Annotated in this window: 17 protein-coding genes; 9 read left to right on the top strand and 8 right to left on the bottom strand. The window is 71.7% G+C overall.

What is annotated here, in order from left to right:
* Positions 1-81: 81 nt before the first annotated feature.
* On the bottom strand, positions 82-309 hold the full coding sequence (locus ACGFXC_RS13855; RefSeq protein WP_393712504.1) for a DUF5326 family protein: 228 nt from the start codon (positions 307-309) through the stop codon (positions 82-84).
* 139 nt (positions 310-448) lie between these two features.
* On the bottom strand, positions 449-766 hold the full coding sequence (locus tag ACGFXC_RS13860; RefSeq protein ID WP_393712505.1) for a cupin domain-containing protein: 318 nt from the start codon (positions 764-766) through the stop codon (positions 449-451).
* A gap of 93 nt (positions 767-859) precedes the next feature.
* Between ACGFXC_RS13860 and ACGFXC_RS13865 the strand changes: the two genes are divergently transcribed.
* From ACGFXC_RS13865 to ACGFXC_RS13885, 5 genes are all read left to right on the top strand, one after another.
* Positions 860-1,240 (top strand): phage holin family protein, encoded by a 381-nt coding sequence (locus ACGFXC_RS13865; protein WP_393712507.1) that lies wholly within the window; start codon positions 860-862, stop codon positions 1,238-1,240.
* Positions 1,241-1,298: 58 nt separating this feature from the next.
* Positions 1,299-1,736: a low molecular weight protein-tyrosine-phosphatase gene (locus ACGFXC_RS13870; protein WP_393712509.1), complete on the top strand. Its 438-nt coding sequence runs from the start codon at positions 1,299-1,301 to the stop codon at positions 1,734-1,736.
* On the top strand, positions 1,733-2,896 hold the full coding sequence (locus tag ACGFXC_RS13875) for a cystathionine gamma-lyase (protein ID WP_393712511.1): 1,164 nt from the start codon (positions 1,733-1,735) through the stop codon (positions 2,894-2,896). Before ACGFXC_RS13870 ends, ACGFXC_RS13875 begins: the two co-directional genes overlap by 4 nt.
* Positions 2,897-3,074: 178 nt before the next feature.
* Entirely contained in the window at positions 3,075-3,971 is an 897-nt protein-coding gene (locus ACGFXC_RS13880; RefSeq protein ID WP_393712513.1) for a LysR family transcriptional regulator, read from the top strand.
* 60 nt (positions 3,972-4,031) lie between these two features.
* The gene (locus ACGFXC_RS13885; RefSeq protein ID WP_351822179.1) at positions 4,032-4,511 is read left to right on the top strand and encodes an NUDIX hydrolase; all 480 of its coding nucleotides are present in this window, start codon (positions 4,032-4,034) and stop codon (positions 4,509-4,511) included.
* 33 nt (positions 4,512-4,544) lie between these two features.
* On the opposite strand, the gene ACGFXC_RS13890 is transcribed toward ACGFXC_RS13885, so the two are convergent.
* A complete protein-coding gene (locus tag ACGFXC_RS13890) occupies positions 4,545-5,747 on the bottom strand; it encodes a globin domain-containing protein (RefSeq protein ID WP_393712515.1) in 1,203 nt (400 codons plus the stop codon).
* Positions 5,748-5,867: 120 nt separating this feature from the next.
* Positions 5,868-6,518, bottom strand: a complete 651-nt coding sequence (locus ACGFXC_RS13895; protein ID WP_393712517.1) for an HAD family hydrolase — start codon at positions 6,516-6,518, stop codon at positions 5,868-5,870.
* Positions 6,519-6,663: 145 nt separating this feature from the next.
* Between ACGFXC_RS13895 and ACGFXC_RS13900 the strand changes: the two genes are divergently transcribed.
* The 3 genes from ACGFXC_RS13900 to ACGFXC_RS13910 are packed head-to-tail and all read left to right on the top strand — an operon-like array spanning position 6,664 to position 9,305.
* The gene (locus ACGFXC_RS13900; protein WP_393712519.1) at positions 6,664-7,563 is read left to right on the top strand and encodes a GNAT family N-acetyltransferase; all 900 of its coding nucleotides are present in this window, start codon (positions 6,664-6,666) and stop codon (positions 7,561-7,563) included.
* 50 nt (positions 7,564-7,613) lie between these two features.
* Positions 7,614-8,075, top strand: a complete 462-nt coding sequence (locus ACGFXC_RS13905) for a GNAT family N-acetyltransferase (RefSeq protein ID WP_393712521.1) — start codon at positions 7,614-7,616, stop codon at positions 8,073-8,075.
* A 54-nt stretch (positions 8,076-8,129) separates the two neighbouring features.
* Positions 8,130-9,305 carry a winged helix DNA-binding domain-containing protein gene (locus ACGFXC_RS13910; protein WP_393712523.1) on the top strand — a complete coding sequence of 392 codons (1,176 nt, stop codon included), beginning with the start codon at positions 8,130-8,132 and terminating at the stop codon, positions 9,303-9,305.
* A gap of 9 nt (positions 9,306-9,314) precedes the next feature.
* On the opposite strand, the gene ACGFXC_RS13915 is transcribed toward ACGFXC_RS13910, so the two are convergent.
* A complete protein-coding gene (locus ACGFXC_RS13915; protein ID WP_393712524.1) occupies positions 9,315-10,700 on the bottom strand; it encodes a serine hydrolase domain-containing protein in 1,386 nt (461 codons plus the stop codon).
* 9 nt (positions 10,701-10,709) lie between these two features.
* Entirely contained in the window at positions 10,710-12,185 is a 1,476-nt protein-coding gene (gene dnaB, locus ACGFXC_RS13920) for a replicative DNA helicase (RefSeq protein WP_393713177.1), read from the bottom strand.
* A 439-nt stretch (positions 12,186-12,624) separates the two neighbouring features.
* Between dnaB and ACGFXC_RS13925 the strand changes: the two genes are divergently transcribed.
* Entirely contained in the window at positions 12,625-13,962 is a 1,338-nt protein-coding gene (locus tag ACGFXC_RS13925) for an MATE family efflux transporter (protein WP_393712526.1), read from the top strand.
* Positions 13,963-14,089: 127 nt separating this feature from the next.
* Here the strand turns inward: ACGFXC_RS13925 and rplI are convergent, their stop codons facing one another.
* On the bottom strand, positions 14,090-14,536 hold the full coding sequence (rplI, locus tag ACGFXC_RS13930; RefSeq protein WP_393712528.1) for a 50S ribosomal protein L9: 447 nt from the start codon (positions 14,534-14,536) through the stop codon (positions 14,090-14,092).
* A gap of 18 nt (positions 14,537-14,554) precedes the next feature.
* A complete protein-coding gene (rpsR, locus tag ACGFXC_RS13935; RefSeq protein WP_005315025.1) occupies positions 14,555-14,791 on the bottom strand; it encodes a 30S ribosomal protein S18 in 237 nt (78 codons plus the stop codon).
* Positions 14,792-14,821: the final 30 nt, after the last annotated feature.

The raw sequence follows: 14,821 nt of genomic DNA on the forward strand, positions 1-14,821 counted from the left end.
GCGGGCGGTTTGGAAGGCGCCGTTCCCTCTCCTGGGTCAATCCCCGTACCGCTCCCGGGTGGAACGCCCGGGAGGGGCGGACTACCAGTTGCCGGAGGGGGACTTCGAGTCGCGGCCCGTGAACTTCTTGACCACGAAGATCAGACCGCCGACGAGGGCGACGAAGAGCAGCGCCTTGAAGACGAAGGTGATCAGCGTGCTGAGGATGCTGAGGATCACCCCGCCGAACACGAACAGCGCCAGCAGCGGAACGGCCACCCACTTGACCCACCAGGGCATGCCCGCGAACGTCGCTCGGATGCCGTCCATATCCCTACCTCTTCCTCGTCCGTGACTTCCTGCTCCGATGCTAGGAGGAGGGGGTCTCCGGCGGGGGGCCGCGAGCCCCCGGAACCCCCTGATCCGCCCCCTAGGGGGCCAGGGGGCCCGACCCTCAGCCCGGGGGCCCTCAGCCCTCCGGCGGGGAGAAGACCACCATCACCTTCAAGGGCTCGGTGATGTGGTGGAACTTGTGTGCCACCCCGGCCGGCACGTAGACGACGCTCCCGTTCGCCACCGTCGTCGTCTCGTCCCCGACCGTGATCGAGGCGCGCCCGCTCACCACGAAGTAGACCTCGTCCTGCCGGTGCGGCTGCTGCGGATCGCTCTGTCCGGCGTCCAGGGCGTACAGCCCCACCGACATGTTCCGCTCGCGCAGGAACTGGAGGTAGGCGCCGTCATTGGCGGCCCGCTCCGCTTCGAGCTCATCCAGCCTGAAGGCCTTCATCCTTGTCGTGCCCCTTGCCCTTGCTCGGTGCCGCCGTGGGATCCGCTGATCTGCCGATGTCCCACCGGGATCTTCTCTGCCACGATCAGACACATGACGAATTTCGTAGTCAAGACGCTCGCCAACGCGGCGGCCCTGGCCGTCGCCGTCTGGCTGCTCTCCGGAATCACCCTCGACGACGGCAGCAGCACGGGCCGACGGGCGCTCTCCCTGATCCTGGTGGCGCTGGTCTTCGGCCTCGTCAACCTGATCGTCAAGCCCGTGGTGAAGCTGCTGTCGTTCCCGCTGTTCGTCCTCACCCTCGGTCTGTTCACCCTCGTGGTGAACGCGCTCATGCTGATGCTGACCTCGTGGCTGGCCAAGCAGTTCGACCTCAGCTTCCACGTGGACGGCTTCTGGACCGCGGTCCTCGGCGGACTCATCATCTCCATCGTCTCGTGGGCCGTGAACCTGGCCCTCCCCGACAAGAACTGAGCGGCCCGCCGTGTACCGCGTGTGCTTCGTCTGCACCGGCAACATATGCCGCTCCCCCATGGCCGAATCCGTCTTCCGTTCCCACGTCGCCGCCGCCGGCCTCGACGGCCTGGTCGAGGTGGACAGCGCGGGCACCGGCGGCTGGCACGAGGGCGACGGCGCCGACCCGCGCACCGTCGCCGTCCTGGAGGCCGCCGGGTACGAGCAGGACCACCGGGCCCGGCAATTCCGGGCCTCCTGGTTCGACCGCCTCGACCTGGTCATCGCCCTCGACGCCGGCCACCTGCGGGACCTGCGCGCCCTCGCCCCGAACCCGCGGGCCGCCGCCAAGGTCCGGCTGCTGCGCTCGTACGACGAGGCGCGGGAGGAACTCGACGTGCCGGACCCGTACTACGGCTCCTTCGACGGGTTCGAGGAGTGCCTGGAGCTGGTGGAGGCCGCGAGCCCCGGCCTGCTGGACGCCGTACGCGCAGCCCTGAAGGAGACCACCCCGTGAACGATCACCCCGCAGGCGGACCCCCCGCCGCCAGCCGGTACGCCGACGCCACCCGCGCCGTGCGGGCCGGCCTGCCCGAAGCCGTGAAGAACGAGCCGCCGCTGCCCGGGCCGGTCTTCGCCGCCCACTTCCACCTCCCCGGTGACGTGGCGGGCCCGTACACCTACGGCCGCGACACCAACCCCACCTGGACCCTGCTGGAACGCGCCATCGGGGAACTGGAGGCGCCCGGCGGGGACGTGGACACCATCGTCTTCGCCTCCGGCATGGCCGCGGTCTCCGCCGTGCTGCTCTCCCAGGCCCGCAGCGGCGACACCGTCGTCCTGCCCGACGACGGCTACCAGGCGCTCCCCCTGGTCCGCGAGCAGCTGGAGGCGTACGGGATCCACGTGCGCACCGCGCCGACGGGCGGGGAAGCGCAGCTCGGCGCGCTCGACGGGGCCCGGCTCCTGTGGATCGAGACCCCCTCCAACCCGGGGCTCGACGTCTGCGACGTACGTCGTCTGGTGGCGGCCGCGCACGAGGGCGGCACCCTGGTCGCCGTCGACAACACCCTCGCCACCCCCCTCGGGCAACGGCCCCTGGAGCTGGGCGCGGACTTCTCCGTCGCCAGCGGCACCAAGGGCCTCACCGGCCACGGCGACCTGCTCCTCGGCTACGTCGTCTGCCGCGACCCCGCCCTGGCCGCGGGCGTCCGCCGCTGGCGCAAGATCGTCGGCGCGGTCCCGGGTCCGATGGAAGCCTGGCTCGCCCACCGTTCGCTGGCCACCATCCAGCTGCGGGCCCAGCGCCAGTGGGGCAACGCCCTGGCCGTGGCCCAAGCCCTGGCCGGCCGGCCCGAGGTGACCGGGCTGCGCTACCCGGGCCTCCCCTCGGACCCCTCGCACGAGACGGCGGCCCGGCAGATGACCGGGTTCGGTTCGGTCGTCTCCTTCGTGCTGCCCGACCGGGGGCACGCGGAACGCTTCATGGACGCTCTGCACCTGGTGGAGGACGCCACGAGTTTCGGCGGAGTACGGTCCACCGCGGAGCGGCGCGGACGCTGGGGCGGCGACGCCGTGCCGGAGGGGTTCATCCGCTTCTCCGCCGGCGCCGAAGACCCCGCGGACCTGGTCGCGGACGTCCTGCGGGCCCTTGCCCTGTCCGGCCCCGGAGCCTGAACGGCAACGGGGGAACGCGGTCCGAGCCTCCCCCCTGGTGGCTCGGACCGCCCCGGGTTCCGTACCAGAAGAACCACGTTCACAAGGCTAATTGACTCAGCGTCAGAGTCCAATCACGGTAACGACAGGGGCCTATCGGGATATTTATAGTTGAAGGCCCCCACCGAGAGGTGCCGCCATGGACCTGGCCCTGCTGCGCACCTTCGTCGCCGTCCACCGGGCCGGCTCCTTCACCCGGGCCGCCGCGCTGCTCGGGCTGTCCCAGCCCGCCGTCACCTCACAGATCCGCACCCTGGAGCGACAGCTCGGCCGGCCCCTGTTCCACCGCCGGGCCCGCGGGGTCACGCCCACCGCCGTCGGCGACGAGCTGGCCCACAAGGCGGCCCCGCACCTGGACGCGCTGCTGCGGATCGCCGAAACCGAGCGCGAGGCCAGCGGCACCTCGCGCACCCTGCACCTCGCCGGTCCCCCCGAATTCCTGTGCCTGCGGGTGCTCCCCGCCCTCGCGCCCCTGGTCGGGCAGGGACAGAGCCTGCGCACCGCCCTCACCCCCGACGCCCGGGAGAGCCTGGACGGGCTGGCCGCCGGGCAGCACGACCTCGTCGTCACCACCTCCCGGCCGCGCGGCGCGCTGTTCACCACCAGCCCGCTCTGCGACGAGGAGCTGGTCCTGGTCGCGGCTCCGTACTGGGCCGCGCTGACCGACCCGGCCGAACTGCGCGCGAAGGGGCCGGAGGCCCTCGACGGGATCCCGGTCGTCGAGGTCCACGAGAGCCTGCCGCTGGTCACGCGGTACTGGGCCACCGTGTTCGACTCCGTGCCCGAGTGCGCCGCCACCGTCGTCGTGCCCGATCTGCGGGCGGTACGGGACTGCGTGCGCGCCGGAGCCGGCCTCGCCGTCCTGCCCCGCTACCTGTGCCACGACGCCCTCGACCGCGGGGAGGCCGTCGCCCTGCTGGAACCCGCCCTGCCGCCGCTGCGGACCTGGTTCCTCGCCGTACGGACCGGCAGCCTGGCCCTCGCGCACCTCGCCCGCGCCCACGACCGCCTGCTGCGCGCCGCCGCGCTCTGGTGAGCCGCCGGGTTCCGGACCGTGGCGCGTTTGCGAACCCGCGTCCTGGGCCACTCTTCTCCCATGACCGAACGCCCCGTGGTCAAACGCACCGCCCGCGCGATCCTGCTCGACGGTGACGACCTGATCCTCATCAAACGCACCAAGCCCGGCGTCGACCCGTACTGGCTCACGCCGGGCGGGGGAGTGGAGGTTTCCGACGCCACCGTCGTCGATGCCCTCCACCGAGAGCTCCACGAGGAGCTCGGCGCCAAGATCACCGACGTGGTGCCCTGTTTCGTCGACACCGTCGAGCACATCGCCTCCGGCGGCGTGACCGGCGTGAAGGTGCAGCACTTCTTCGTCTGCCACCTGGAGTCGATGGACCTCGCCCAACGGCACGGACCCGAGATCGACGAGCCCGAGGGCGAGTACGAGATCGTCCGTGTGCCCTTCAGCCGGGTCGGCATCGCCGCCGTCCACCTGGTCCCGCTCTCCCTGCGTCACTACCTCGACGGCAACATCGAGGGGGTGCGTGCGATGCACGCCCCCGACCTGGGCTGACCGCCGAGGGGAGCGGGCGGGCCCGGACCGGTCTCAGCCGGCCGCGCCCGCCAGCTCCTCGATCGCGTCGTGCCGGATGCGCTCCCCGGGGATCCCGATGCGCTTGAGGGCGTCGACGCCGTTGCGGATCATCGCGGGCGGCCCCGAGACGAAGGCGTCGTAGGAACTCCACGGCCCGTGCTCGCCGACCGCCTGCGGCAACTGGCCCGCCAGCCCCTCGCCGACCACCGGGCGCACCGACAGCCACGGGTGGGAACGCTGCAGGCCGAGCAGGGTGTCCTTGTCGTAGAGGCCGTGGTCGCTGCGCGCCCCGAAGAAGACCTCCATCGGACGCCGTTCGCCGTGTCCGGCCACGTCCTCGATGAGTGCCTTGATCGGAGCGATGCCGGTTCCCCCGCCCAGGCACAGCATCCCGTTGTCGGTGCTGTGGTCCACCACCATCGACCCGGCGGGCGGTCCCAGCCGCAGTACGTCGCCGGGCCGGGCGTGGCGCACCAGGGCGTTGGAGACCCAGCCCGCGGGGACGGCCTTGACGTGGAAGGACAGCAGGCCGTCGGCGCGCGGGGCCGAGGCGAAGGAGTAGTGCCGCCACACCCGGGGCCACCACGGGGTCTCCAGGCTCGTGTACTGCCCGGCGAGGAAGGGGTAGGGCTGGTCGGGGCGGACCGTCAGCACCGCGATGTCCGAGGTGCGCAGGTCGTGGGAGACCACCTCCGCGTGCCACCAGGCCGGGGTGGCCGCGTCCTCGGCCGCGGCGTCGATCATGATCTGGGAGATCGCGGTGTAGGCGCGCACCCATGCCGCCTCGGTCTCCGGACCCCAGCTGCGTTCCGCGTACCGGGCCAGGGCCCCGAGAAGGGCCTCGCCCACCGCCGGGTAGTGGCCGGCCATGGTGCCGTACTTGCGGTGGCCGGTGCCGAGACGGCGCAGGTACGGGGTCAGCACCGCCGGGTCGTCGATGTGCTCGGCCGCGGTGAGCAGTGCCTTCAGCAGCCGGTCCCGCTGGGTGTCCATGGCCACGGGGAACATGTCCCGGACCTCCGGATGGCCCGTGAAGAACAGGGCGTAGAAGTACGACGTCACCCTGTCGGCGACGGGTGCGATCTCCGTGAGGGTCCGGCGGATGAGCACGGCGTCCGGGGAGGGTTCGATCGCACCGTCCCCGGACGGTATCCGGCCCGTCGGTCTGGCCGATCTGGTGGGCGGAGCGTCCATGCGGTGCCTCGCTTCGAGCATCTCGGTCGGTCTGCACGCGCCACGGCCTCGAATCCGTGGTTCCGGGTTTCACAGCGTGCCAGCCGCCCGAAGGCACTGCGGGGGAATGGGGAAAACCCGGGTTCGGGCGCCCCTTCCCCCCTAAGATGCTTCGGCCCCCGGGCGGCCCGGGCCCAGAAGCCGATAGGCCTCCCGCAGGTCACGGCCCTCGTAGACGTGCGTCGCCCGTTCGGCCAGATAGGGCCGGGCGTTGACCGCCACCGAGCGCGGCACCGCCTCGAAGAGCACCGCGTCGGTCATGGAATCCCCGTAGGCCACGCAGTCCCGCCGGGTCACCCCGAACCGCTCGCAGAGCCGTTCCGCGACGTCCACCTTGGCCTCGGGGGTCAAGATCCCCGCCACCTCGACGGGGCGGGTGAACGGCACCTCCGGGAAGACGGACCCGTGCGCGGCGTGTGCGCCCCACTCCAGGAGCAGCTCGACGAAGAAGGACGGCGACAGCGAGATGACCGCGCAGTAGTCGCCGCGCTCGCGGATCTCCTGCCAGACCTCCCGGATGCCCGACAGCCAGGGGGAGCCGTCGAAGGCGGCACGGACGTGTGCGGGCGTCAGGTCCGCCCACAGCAGATGGGCGGCCACCGAGAACTCGTGCGGGCCGATCTCCCGCGCGCCGAAGGCCCGCTCCAGTTCGGCGATCTCGGCCGCCTTGCCGAGCTGCCGGGAGATCTCCACGGGCGCGGCCGACCCGTACATCAGCGTTCCGTCGAGATCGAAGAGGTGCAGCAGCGTCATGGTTGCCGAGGCTAGTCCCGGTGTTTCACGTGAAACAATGCCGTTTCACGTGAAACGGCCGCCCCGGCGCCGGGTGCCGGCCGGTGTTTCACGTGAAACACCGACCTGACCGACCTTCCGAATCCCCTGGACGCCTCCCGAGCGGATGATCCACTCTGGGCCGGTGACACCATCACCACTCACCGGCCTGCCCATTCGCGCGCTGCACCCGGACGACCTCCGTCACTGCGCCGACCTGTCCGAGGACCGCGGCTGGCCCCGCGAAGACCACAAGTGGGGACTGCTCCTCGCGGCCGGAACCGGCTACGGCGTCGACGCACCCGACGGCCGGGGGCTGGCCGCGGCCTGTGTCGTCACCCGTTACGGGTACGGCCCGGCCACACCGGAGCTCGCCGCCATCGGCATGGTGCTCGTCGCCGACCGGTACGCCCGCCAGGGCCTCGGGCGCCGCCTCATGGCGCACGTCTGCGACGACGTCCTCGCCGGCGTCCCGCTCACCCTGCACGCCACCCCGTACGGACGCCCGCTCTACGAGGAGCTCGGCTTCGACACGACCGGCCGCGCGGAAATGGTCCGGGGCCCGTTCCTGCCCGAGCCCGATGGCACCCCGGCCGTCCCGGTCCGGCCGGCCAGGGCCGAGGACCTGGCCCGGATCCTGCGGCTGGACACGGAGGTGTTCGGCGCCGACCGGACCCACATGATCACGCGGCTGCCCGCCTTCGCCGACAAGGTGCTCGTGGCGGAGGACGGCTCCGGCTCGCTCATCGGTTACGCGGCCCTCTGGCCCAACATGGACACCCATGTCGTCGGCCCGCTGATCGCCCGTGACACCGCCACGGCCCGGGCCCTGGTGACCGCGCTGGCCGCCACCACCGACCGGCCCCTGCGCACGGACGTCGACGTCCGCCACGAGGAACTGCTCACGTGGCTCAAGGCCCGGGGCCTGGAATCCCTGGCGTTCAACGCCGTGATGACCCGGGACGTCCCCGGTCTTCCCGGCGACTGGACCCGGCGCTGGGCCCCGCTGACCGTCGCCGCGGGCTGAACGAGTACGGCCCGATCCAGGGGCCGGAAAACAGACAGGAAGGCATTCCCATGACCGAAACCCCCGAGCTGGCCATCCGGCCCGCCACCGAGGCGGACCTGCCCGCCATCGTCGCCATGCTGGCCGACGACCCGCTGGGCGCCACCCGGGAGTCCCCGGAGGACCTGACCCCGTACGTCGCCGCCCTGAAGCGGCTGACCGACGACCCCTGCCAGCACGTGGTCGTCGCCGTCCGCGGCGACCGCGTGGTGGGCACCCTCCAGCTCACGATCGTGCCGGGCCTCTCCCGCAAGGGAGCCACCCGTTCGATCATCGAGGGAGTGCGGGTGCACGCCGACGAGCGCGGCAGCGGTCTGGGCACCCGGTTCGTCGAATGGGCCGTGGAGCGGTCCCGGGCCGAGAACTGCCAGCTGGTCCAGCTCACCTCGGACGTCACGCGCACCGACGCCCACCGGTTCTACGAGCGGCTCGGCTTCACCGCGTCCCACGTGGGGTTCAAGCTCCAGCTCTGACGGGTCCGGGCGCGCGCCGGGCCGCTGTCGGCGGCCCGGCCTACCATCCGGAGGATGAGCCGCAGCCTCCCCCTCGTCACCGCCGCCGAACGCCGCGACCGGCTTGGCCGGCGCCACTGCCTGGCTCCGTCGGCCCGTGCGGCGTCCGCGGTCCTGGCGGCGGACGCCGTCGTCGCCCTCCACGCCACCGACGCCGCCACCGTCTACCTCTCCGCCCGCGCCCGCCTCGGCGGCGGCGGGCCGGCGGAGGTCGAGCGGGCTCTGTACGAGGACGTCAGCCTGGTCCGCCTGCTCAGCATGCGCAACACCCTGTTCGCCGTGTCCGCCGAGTCCGCCCCGTACGTGGACTCCTCCACCGCACGGGGGATCGCCGCCAGGGAACGCAGGAGCCTGCTCAAGCACCTCGCCGAGGACGGCGGGGGCCTCGACGCCGACTGGCTGGCCTCGGCCGAAGCAGCGGCGCTCGACGCCCTCGACACCGGTGGGCCCGCCACCGGGAGCCAGCTCTCGGCGGCGGTCCCCGCGCTCCGGCAGAAGATCACCATCGGCCGGGGCAAGAAGTACGAGGCCCGGACGGGCGTCGCCACCCGGGTGATCCGGCTGCTGGCCGCCGACGGCCGCATCCGCCGGGACCGGCCTCGCGGAACGTGGACATCCAGCCAGTTCCGCTGGGTCCACACCCTGCCCTGGCCCTCCGTACCCGCCGCGGAGGCCCGCGCCGAGCTCGCCCGCCGCTGGCTGCGCTCCTACGGACCCGCCACCGAGGCCGACCTCAAGTGGTGGACCGGCTGGACCCTCACCGAGGTGCGCACGGCACTGGCCGCCGTCGGACCCGAGGAGGTCCGGCTCGACGACGGCAGGACCGCGCTCGTCTCACCCGGTGACACCGCTCCGGAACCGGCCCCGGAGCCCTGGGCGGCGCTGCTTCCGGGTCTGGACCCCAGCGGTATGGGCTGGGCCGACCGGAGCTTCCACCTCGACCCCGCCCACCGGCCCGCCCTGTTCGACTACGCCGGGAACATCGGTCCGACCGTGTGGTGGAACGGCGAGATCATCGGCGGCTGGGCCCAGCGGCCCGACGGCGAGGTCGTGTGGCGGCTGCTCACCGACCCCGGCCGGGAAGCCGCGGACGCGGTCGCGGCGGAGGCCGCCCGGCTCGCCGACTGGGTGGGCGCCGCCCGTGTCACCCCGCGGTTCCGCACCCCTCTGGAGCGCGAACTCACCGCCTGAGCGGGCCCGTCAGCCGATGCCGCGCCAGCCCTGCGGGTCCGTCCCGCCGGGCACCGGGACCTCCGGGTCGTAGGGCTCGCGCGTGAACACGAACGAGCCGAGGTCCAGATGGCTCGGCGTACCGTCCCCGCGGCGGACGGCACGCAGGGTCTCCCCCGCGTAATAGCCCGTCAGTCCCGTCCAGCTGCCGTCCGGTTCGGCGCGGAAGCGGGCCGCGCGCCCGCTCGTGCCCGCCGGGGCCAGCTCCAGCGAGCCGTCCGCGCGCAGCCGCAGCACGTGCGCCGCGGTGCCCCAGTACCAGAGCCCGGCCAGTTCCAGCGGTACGGCGTCGGACGCGCGGAACGGCCGCCACGGCTCGGGGAACCGCGGCTCCGCGTCCGCGACGATCCCGATCAGGTCGGTGGCCACCGTCGAAGCGGGCACTCCCGAGGTGCAGTTGGACAGGACCACCGCCGCCAGGTCCTCCTCCTCGCTCAGCCACAGCCCCGCGACGAATCCCGGCAGGGAGCCGCCGTGACCCGCGAGCCGTCGGCCGCCGGTGTCGCTCAGCTGGAGACCCAGCCCGTAACCGCCTTCGACGGTGCCGGGCGCGGAGGTGGCGGCCTGGGCGCGCATCTCCCGTACGCTCGCCGCGCTGAGCACCCGCTCGTCGCCGTGCAGCAGGAAGTCCGCGAACCGCGCCAGGTCCCGGGGCGTGGACCACAGCTGTCCGGCCGCGGCCATCACGCCGAGGTCCTCCGAGGGCTCCGGCGCCATCAGGTCCGCCCACGGATGCACCGCCCAGCCCCCGGCGTGCGGGGCGCGCGGCTCACCGCTCGTGCGGTGCAGGCCCAGCGGCTCCAGCACCTCGGCCCGCAGCACCTCTTCCCAGGGCTTCCCGCGCAGCGCCTCCACGAGCGAACCCAGCAGCGTGTAACCGGGGTTCGAGTAGTGGAAGACGCGTCCGGGCGCGTGCCGGAAGGGATCCTCGCCCAGCACCTCGGCCAGCCCGGGACGCAGGGCCGCCGACGAGCGTTCCCACCATTCGCCGGGGGTTTCGGCCGCCAGTCCGCCCGTGTGGGCGAGCAGTTGGGCGACGGTCACCGCGTCGGCGGCGGTCCCGGGCAGATGCCGGCCCAACGGGTCCGACAGGTCCAGCAGCCCCTCGTCCCGCAGCCGCATCACCAGTACGGCCGTGAAGGTCTTGGTGATCGACCCGATCCGGTACTGCACGTCTCCGTCCGGTCCGTGGCCCGCGACGGAGGTGGCGGACCCTTCCCAGACCAGCTCCCCGCCGCGCGAGACGGCCGCCACCAGCGACGGGGTCCGCCCCTCGCTCTGCGCCACGGCGATCCGGTGCCTCAGCGCGCGGCGGGTGGAGGGCAGCAGTTCCAGATCTTCAGAAAGGGCGTCCATGATCGGATGCTACGTGTTGGCCATGTCCACGAACCGCGAATAGTGGCCCTGGAAGGCCACGGTGATGGTGGCCGTCGGGCCGTTGCGGTGCTTGGCCACGATCAGGTCCGCCTCGCCCGCGCGGGGGGACTCCTTCTCGTACGCGTCCTCACGGTGCAGCAGGATCACCATGTCGGCGTCCTGCTCGATCGAACCGGACTCACGCAGGTCGGAGACCATCGGCTTCTTGTCGGTGCGCTGCTCGGGGCCACGGTTCAGCTGCGACAGCGCGATCACCGGCACCTCCAGCTCCTTGGCGAGGAGCTTGAGGTTTCGGGACATGTCCGAGACCTCCTGCTGACGGCTCTCGGGCCGGCGCGAGCCGCCCGACTGCATCAGCTGGAGGTAGTCGATGACGACGAGCGAGAGGTCGCTGCGCTGCTTGAGCCGACGGCACTTGGCGCGGATCTCCATCATCGACAGGTTGGGGGAGTCGTCGATGTACAGCGGGGCGGCCGAGACGTCGGGCATGCGGCGGGCGAGCCGGGTCCAGTCGTCGTCGGTCATGGTGCCCGAACGCATGTGGTGCAGGGCCACCCGGGCTTCGGCCGACAGGAGGCGCATCGCGATCTCGTTGCGGCCCATTTCGAGGGAGAAGATGACGCTGGGCAGGTTGCTCTTGATCGAGCAGGCCCGGGCGAAGTCCAGGGCGAGCGTCGACTTGCCCATCGCGGGACGGGCCGCGATGACGATCATCTGGCCCGGGTGCAGGCCGTTGGTGAGTGAGTCGAGGTCGGTGAAGCCGGTGGGCACGCCCGACATCTGGCCGGAGCGCGATCCGATCGCCTCGATCTCGTCGAGCGCGCCCTCCATGATGTCGCCCAGCGGCAGGTAGTCCTCGGAGGTCCGCTGTTCGGTGACGGCGTAGATCTCCGCCTGGGCGCTGTTGACGATCTCGTCGACGTCGCCGTCCGCCGCGTACCCCATCTGCGTGATCTTCGTACCGGCCGCGACCAGGCGGCGCAGGACGGCCCGCTCGTGGACGATCTCCGCGTAGTACTCGGCGTTCGCCGCCGTCGGCACGGACTGCACGAGAGTGTGCAGGTAGGAGGCCCCGCCCACCTTGCTGATCTCGCCGCGCCGGGTGAGCTCGGCACCGACCGTGATGGGGTCGGCCGGCTCGCCCTTGGCGTACAGGTCGAGGATGGCCTGGTAGATCGTTTCGTGCGAGGGCCGGTAGAAGTCGTGGCCCTTGAGGACCTCGACCACGTCCGCGATGGCGTCCTTGGACAGCAGCATGCCGCCCAGGACCGACTGTTCGGCATCGAGGTCCTGGGGCGGGACGCGCTCGAAGCCGCCTCCGCCGCCGTCCCAGGAGCCGCTGTCGCGACCCCGGTCGTCCCGGTCGTCCCCGCGGCCGCGGCCCTCGCCGTTGCGGCGGGTACGGGCGGGCAGACGGTCACTGGGACCAGTGTCGGCCCAGGGGTCGTCCGTGGGCTCGGGCATGCTCACCGGGCCGCCTCCTCCCGTCCGCAACGCGGACCTCGCCGTGTCACTCTTTCTACGACACGGCTCTGACATTCGGGGCGCCCGAACCGGCTCTCGGCGCGTCGGGCAACGCCCAACGGTAGGCCCGCGGGCGACGTCAGCCAATCTGGTTATCCACAGGCTGTGTGGATGAGATGTGGACGACGGAGCGAATGCTGTGGGTAACTCCCCCGAAGCTGTGCACGGAGCGGGGGACGACGCTGTGGACAAAATCACCAACCCCGCCCCCTCACCCCACTGACCTGCGATTTTCATGCTCCCCGGCTGTGGGAAAGAAAATTCTTGGCCACTGTCTCAAGATCGCCTCCAACGGGTTGTGGGGAACGCCCAAGTCAGCGCCCAGGTAAGGATCAAAAGACAATTGCATCTCTTACCTGTGGAAGATTAGATTGGACCCATGACACAGGCTCCCCCAGCGCCGAAGGCCGCCCCCAGACGGCACGACCGCGAGATCCTCACCCTCGCCGTCCCGGCGTTCGGCGCCCTCGTCGCCGAGCCCCTCTTCGTGATGGCGGACAGCGCCATCGTCGGACACCTCGGCACCCCCCAGCTGGCCGGACTGGGCATCGCCGCCGCCCTGCTCACCACCGCCGTGAGCGTCTTCGTCTTCCTCGCCTACGCCACCACCGCGGCCGTCGCCCGGCGGGTCGGCGCGGGCGACCTCCAGGCGGCGATCCGGCAGGGAATGGACGGCATCTGGCTCGCCCTGCTGCTCGGCGCTGCCGTCATCGCCGTGGTGCTGCCCACCGCCCCCTGGCTGATCTCCCTCTTCGGCGCCTCCGACACCGTCGCCCCGTACGCGGTGACGTACCTGCGGATCTCCGCCCTGGGCATCCCCGCCATGCTCGTCGTACTGGCCGCCACCGGCGTCATCCGCGGCCTCCAGGACACCCGTACCCCGCTCTACGTGGCCATCGGCGGCTTCGCCCTCAACGGCGGCCTGAACGTGGCCCTCGTCTACGGCGCGGGCCTCGGCATCGCCGGATCGGCCTGGGGCACCGTCATCGCCCAGTGCGCCATGGCCGCCGCCTACCTCGTCGTGGTCGTCCGCGGAGCCCGCCGCCACCGCGCCTCCCTCCGACCGGACCCCGCCGGGATCAGGGCCTGCGCCCAGGCCGGCGCACCCCTGCTGGTCCGCACCCTCTCCCTGCGCGCCATCCTGATGATCGCCACCGCGGTGGCCGCCCGGCTGGGCGACGCGGACATCGCCGCCCACCAGATCCTGCTGTCCCTGTGGAGCCTGCTCGCCTTCGCCCTGGACGCCATCGCGATAGCCGGGCAGGCCATCATCGGCCGCTACCTCGGCGCGGGGGACACCTCGGGCGCGAAGGCCGTCTGCCGCCGCATGGTCCAGTGGGGCATCGCCGCGGGCCTCGTCCTGGGCCTGCTGGTCGTGCTGGTCCGGCCCGTCCTCATCCCGCTCTTCACCGGTGACCCGGCCGTCGAGGACGCCCTGCTGCCCGCCCTGCTCGTCGTGGCCCTGGCCCAGCCCGTCTGCGGAGTGGTCTTCGTCCTGGACGGCGTGCTCATGGGAGCCGGAGACGGGCCCTACCTCGCCCGGGCGATGCTGGTGACGCTCGCGGTCTTCATACCCGCCGCCCTGCTCGTTCCGGCCCTCGGCGGCGGTCTGAGCGCCCTCTGGTGGGCCATGACCCTGATGATGCTGGTCCGGATGGTCACCCTCCAGCTGCGGGCCCGCTCGGGGCGCTGGCTGGTCGCGGGGGCCACCCGCTGACGTTTCACGTGAAACATCGCGTGGACCGACATGCGCAGCTCCGCGTGGAACATCCCGTGGAGCGATGTTTCACGTGAAACGAAGAAGGGCCGCACCCCAGCGGGGTGCGGCCCTTCATGCGCTGCCCTTAGGCGGCGACGACCTCGATGCCCACGTTCGCGGCGACCTCGGCGTGCAGACGCACGGAGACCTGGTACGAACCGAGGGTCTTGATCGGGGAGCCCAGCTCCACGCGACGCTTGTCGACCTTCGGGCCACCGGACGCCTCGATCGCCGAAGCGATGTCGGACGGCGTCACGGAGCCGAACAGACGGCCGGCGTCACCCGCGCGGGTGGCCAGACGGACCTTGACGGCCTCGAGCTTGGCCTTAAACTCGTTGGCCTGCTCGATGGTCGCGATCTCGTGGATCTTGCGGGCGCGGCGGATCTGCGCCACGTCCTTCTCGCCACCCTTGGTCCAGCGGATCGCGAAACCACGCGGGACCAGGTAGTTGCGAGCGTAACCGTCCTTGACGTCGACGACATCGCCGGCGGTGCCGAGGCCAGAGACCTCGTGGGTCAGGATGATCTTCATTGTTCGGTCACCCTTTCCTTATCGCGCGGTGGACGTGTAGGGCAGCAGCGCCATCTCACGGCTGTTCTTGACTGCCGTGGCGACGTCACGCTGGTGCTGCGTGCAGTTGCCGGTGACGCGGCGGGCACGGATCTTGCCACGGTCGGAAATGAACTTCCGCAGCATGTTCGTGTCCTTGTAGTCCACGTACGCGGTCTTGTCCTTGCAGAAAGCGCAGACCTTCTTCTTAGGCTTGCGCACAGGCGGCTTCGCCATTGTGTCTCTCCTGTGAAATCAAGAAGTGGG

It is taken from the genome of Streptomyces sp. NPDC048507 (assembly GCF_043199995.1).
In the GTDB taxonomy this organism is placed as follows: domain Bacteria; phylum Actinomycetota; class Actinomycetes; order Streptomycetales; family Streptomycetaceae; genus Streptomyces.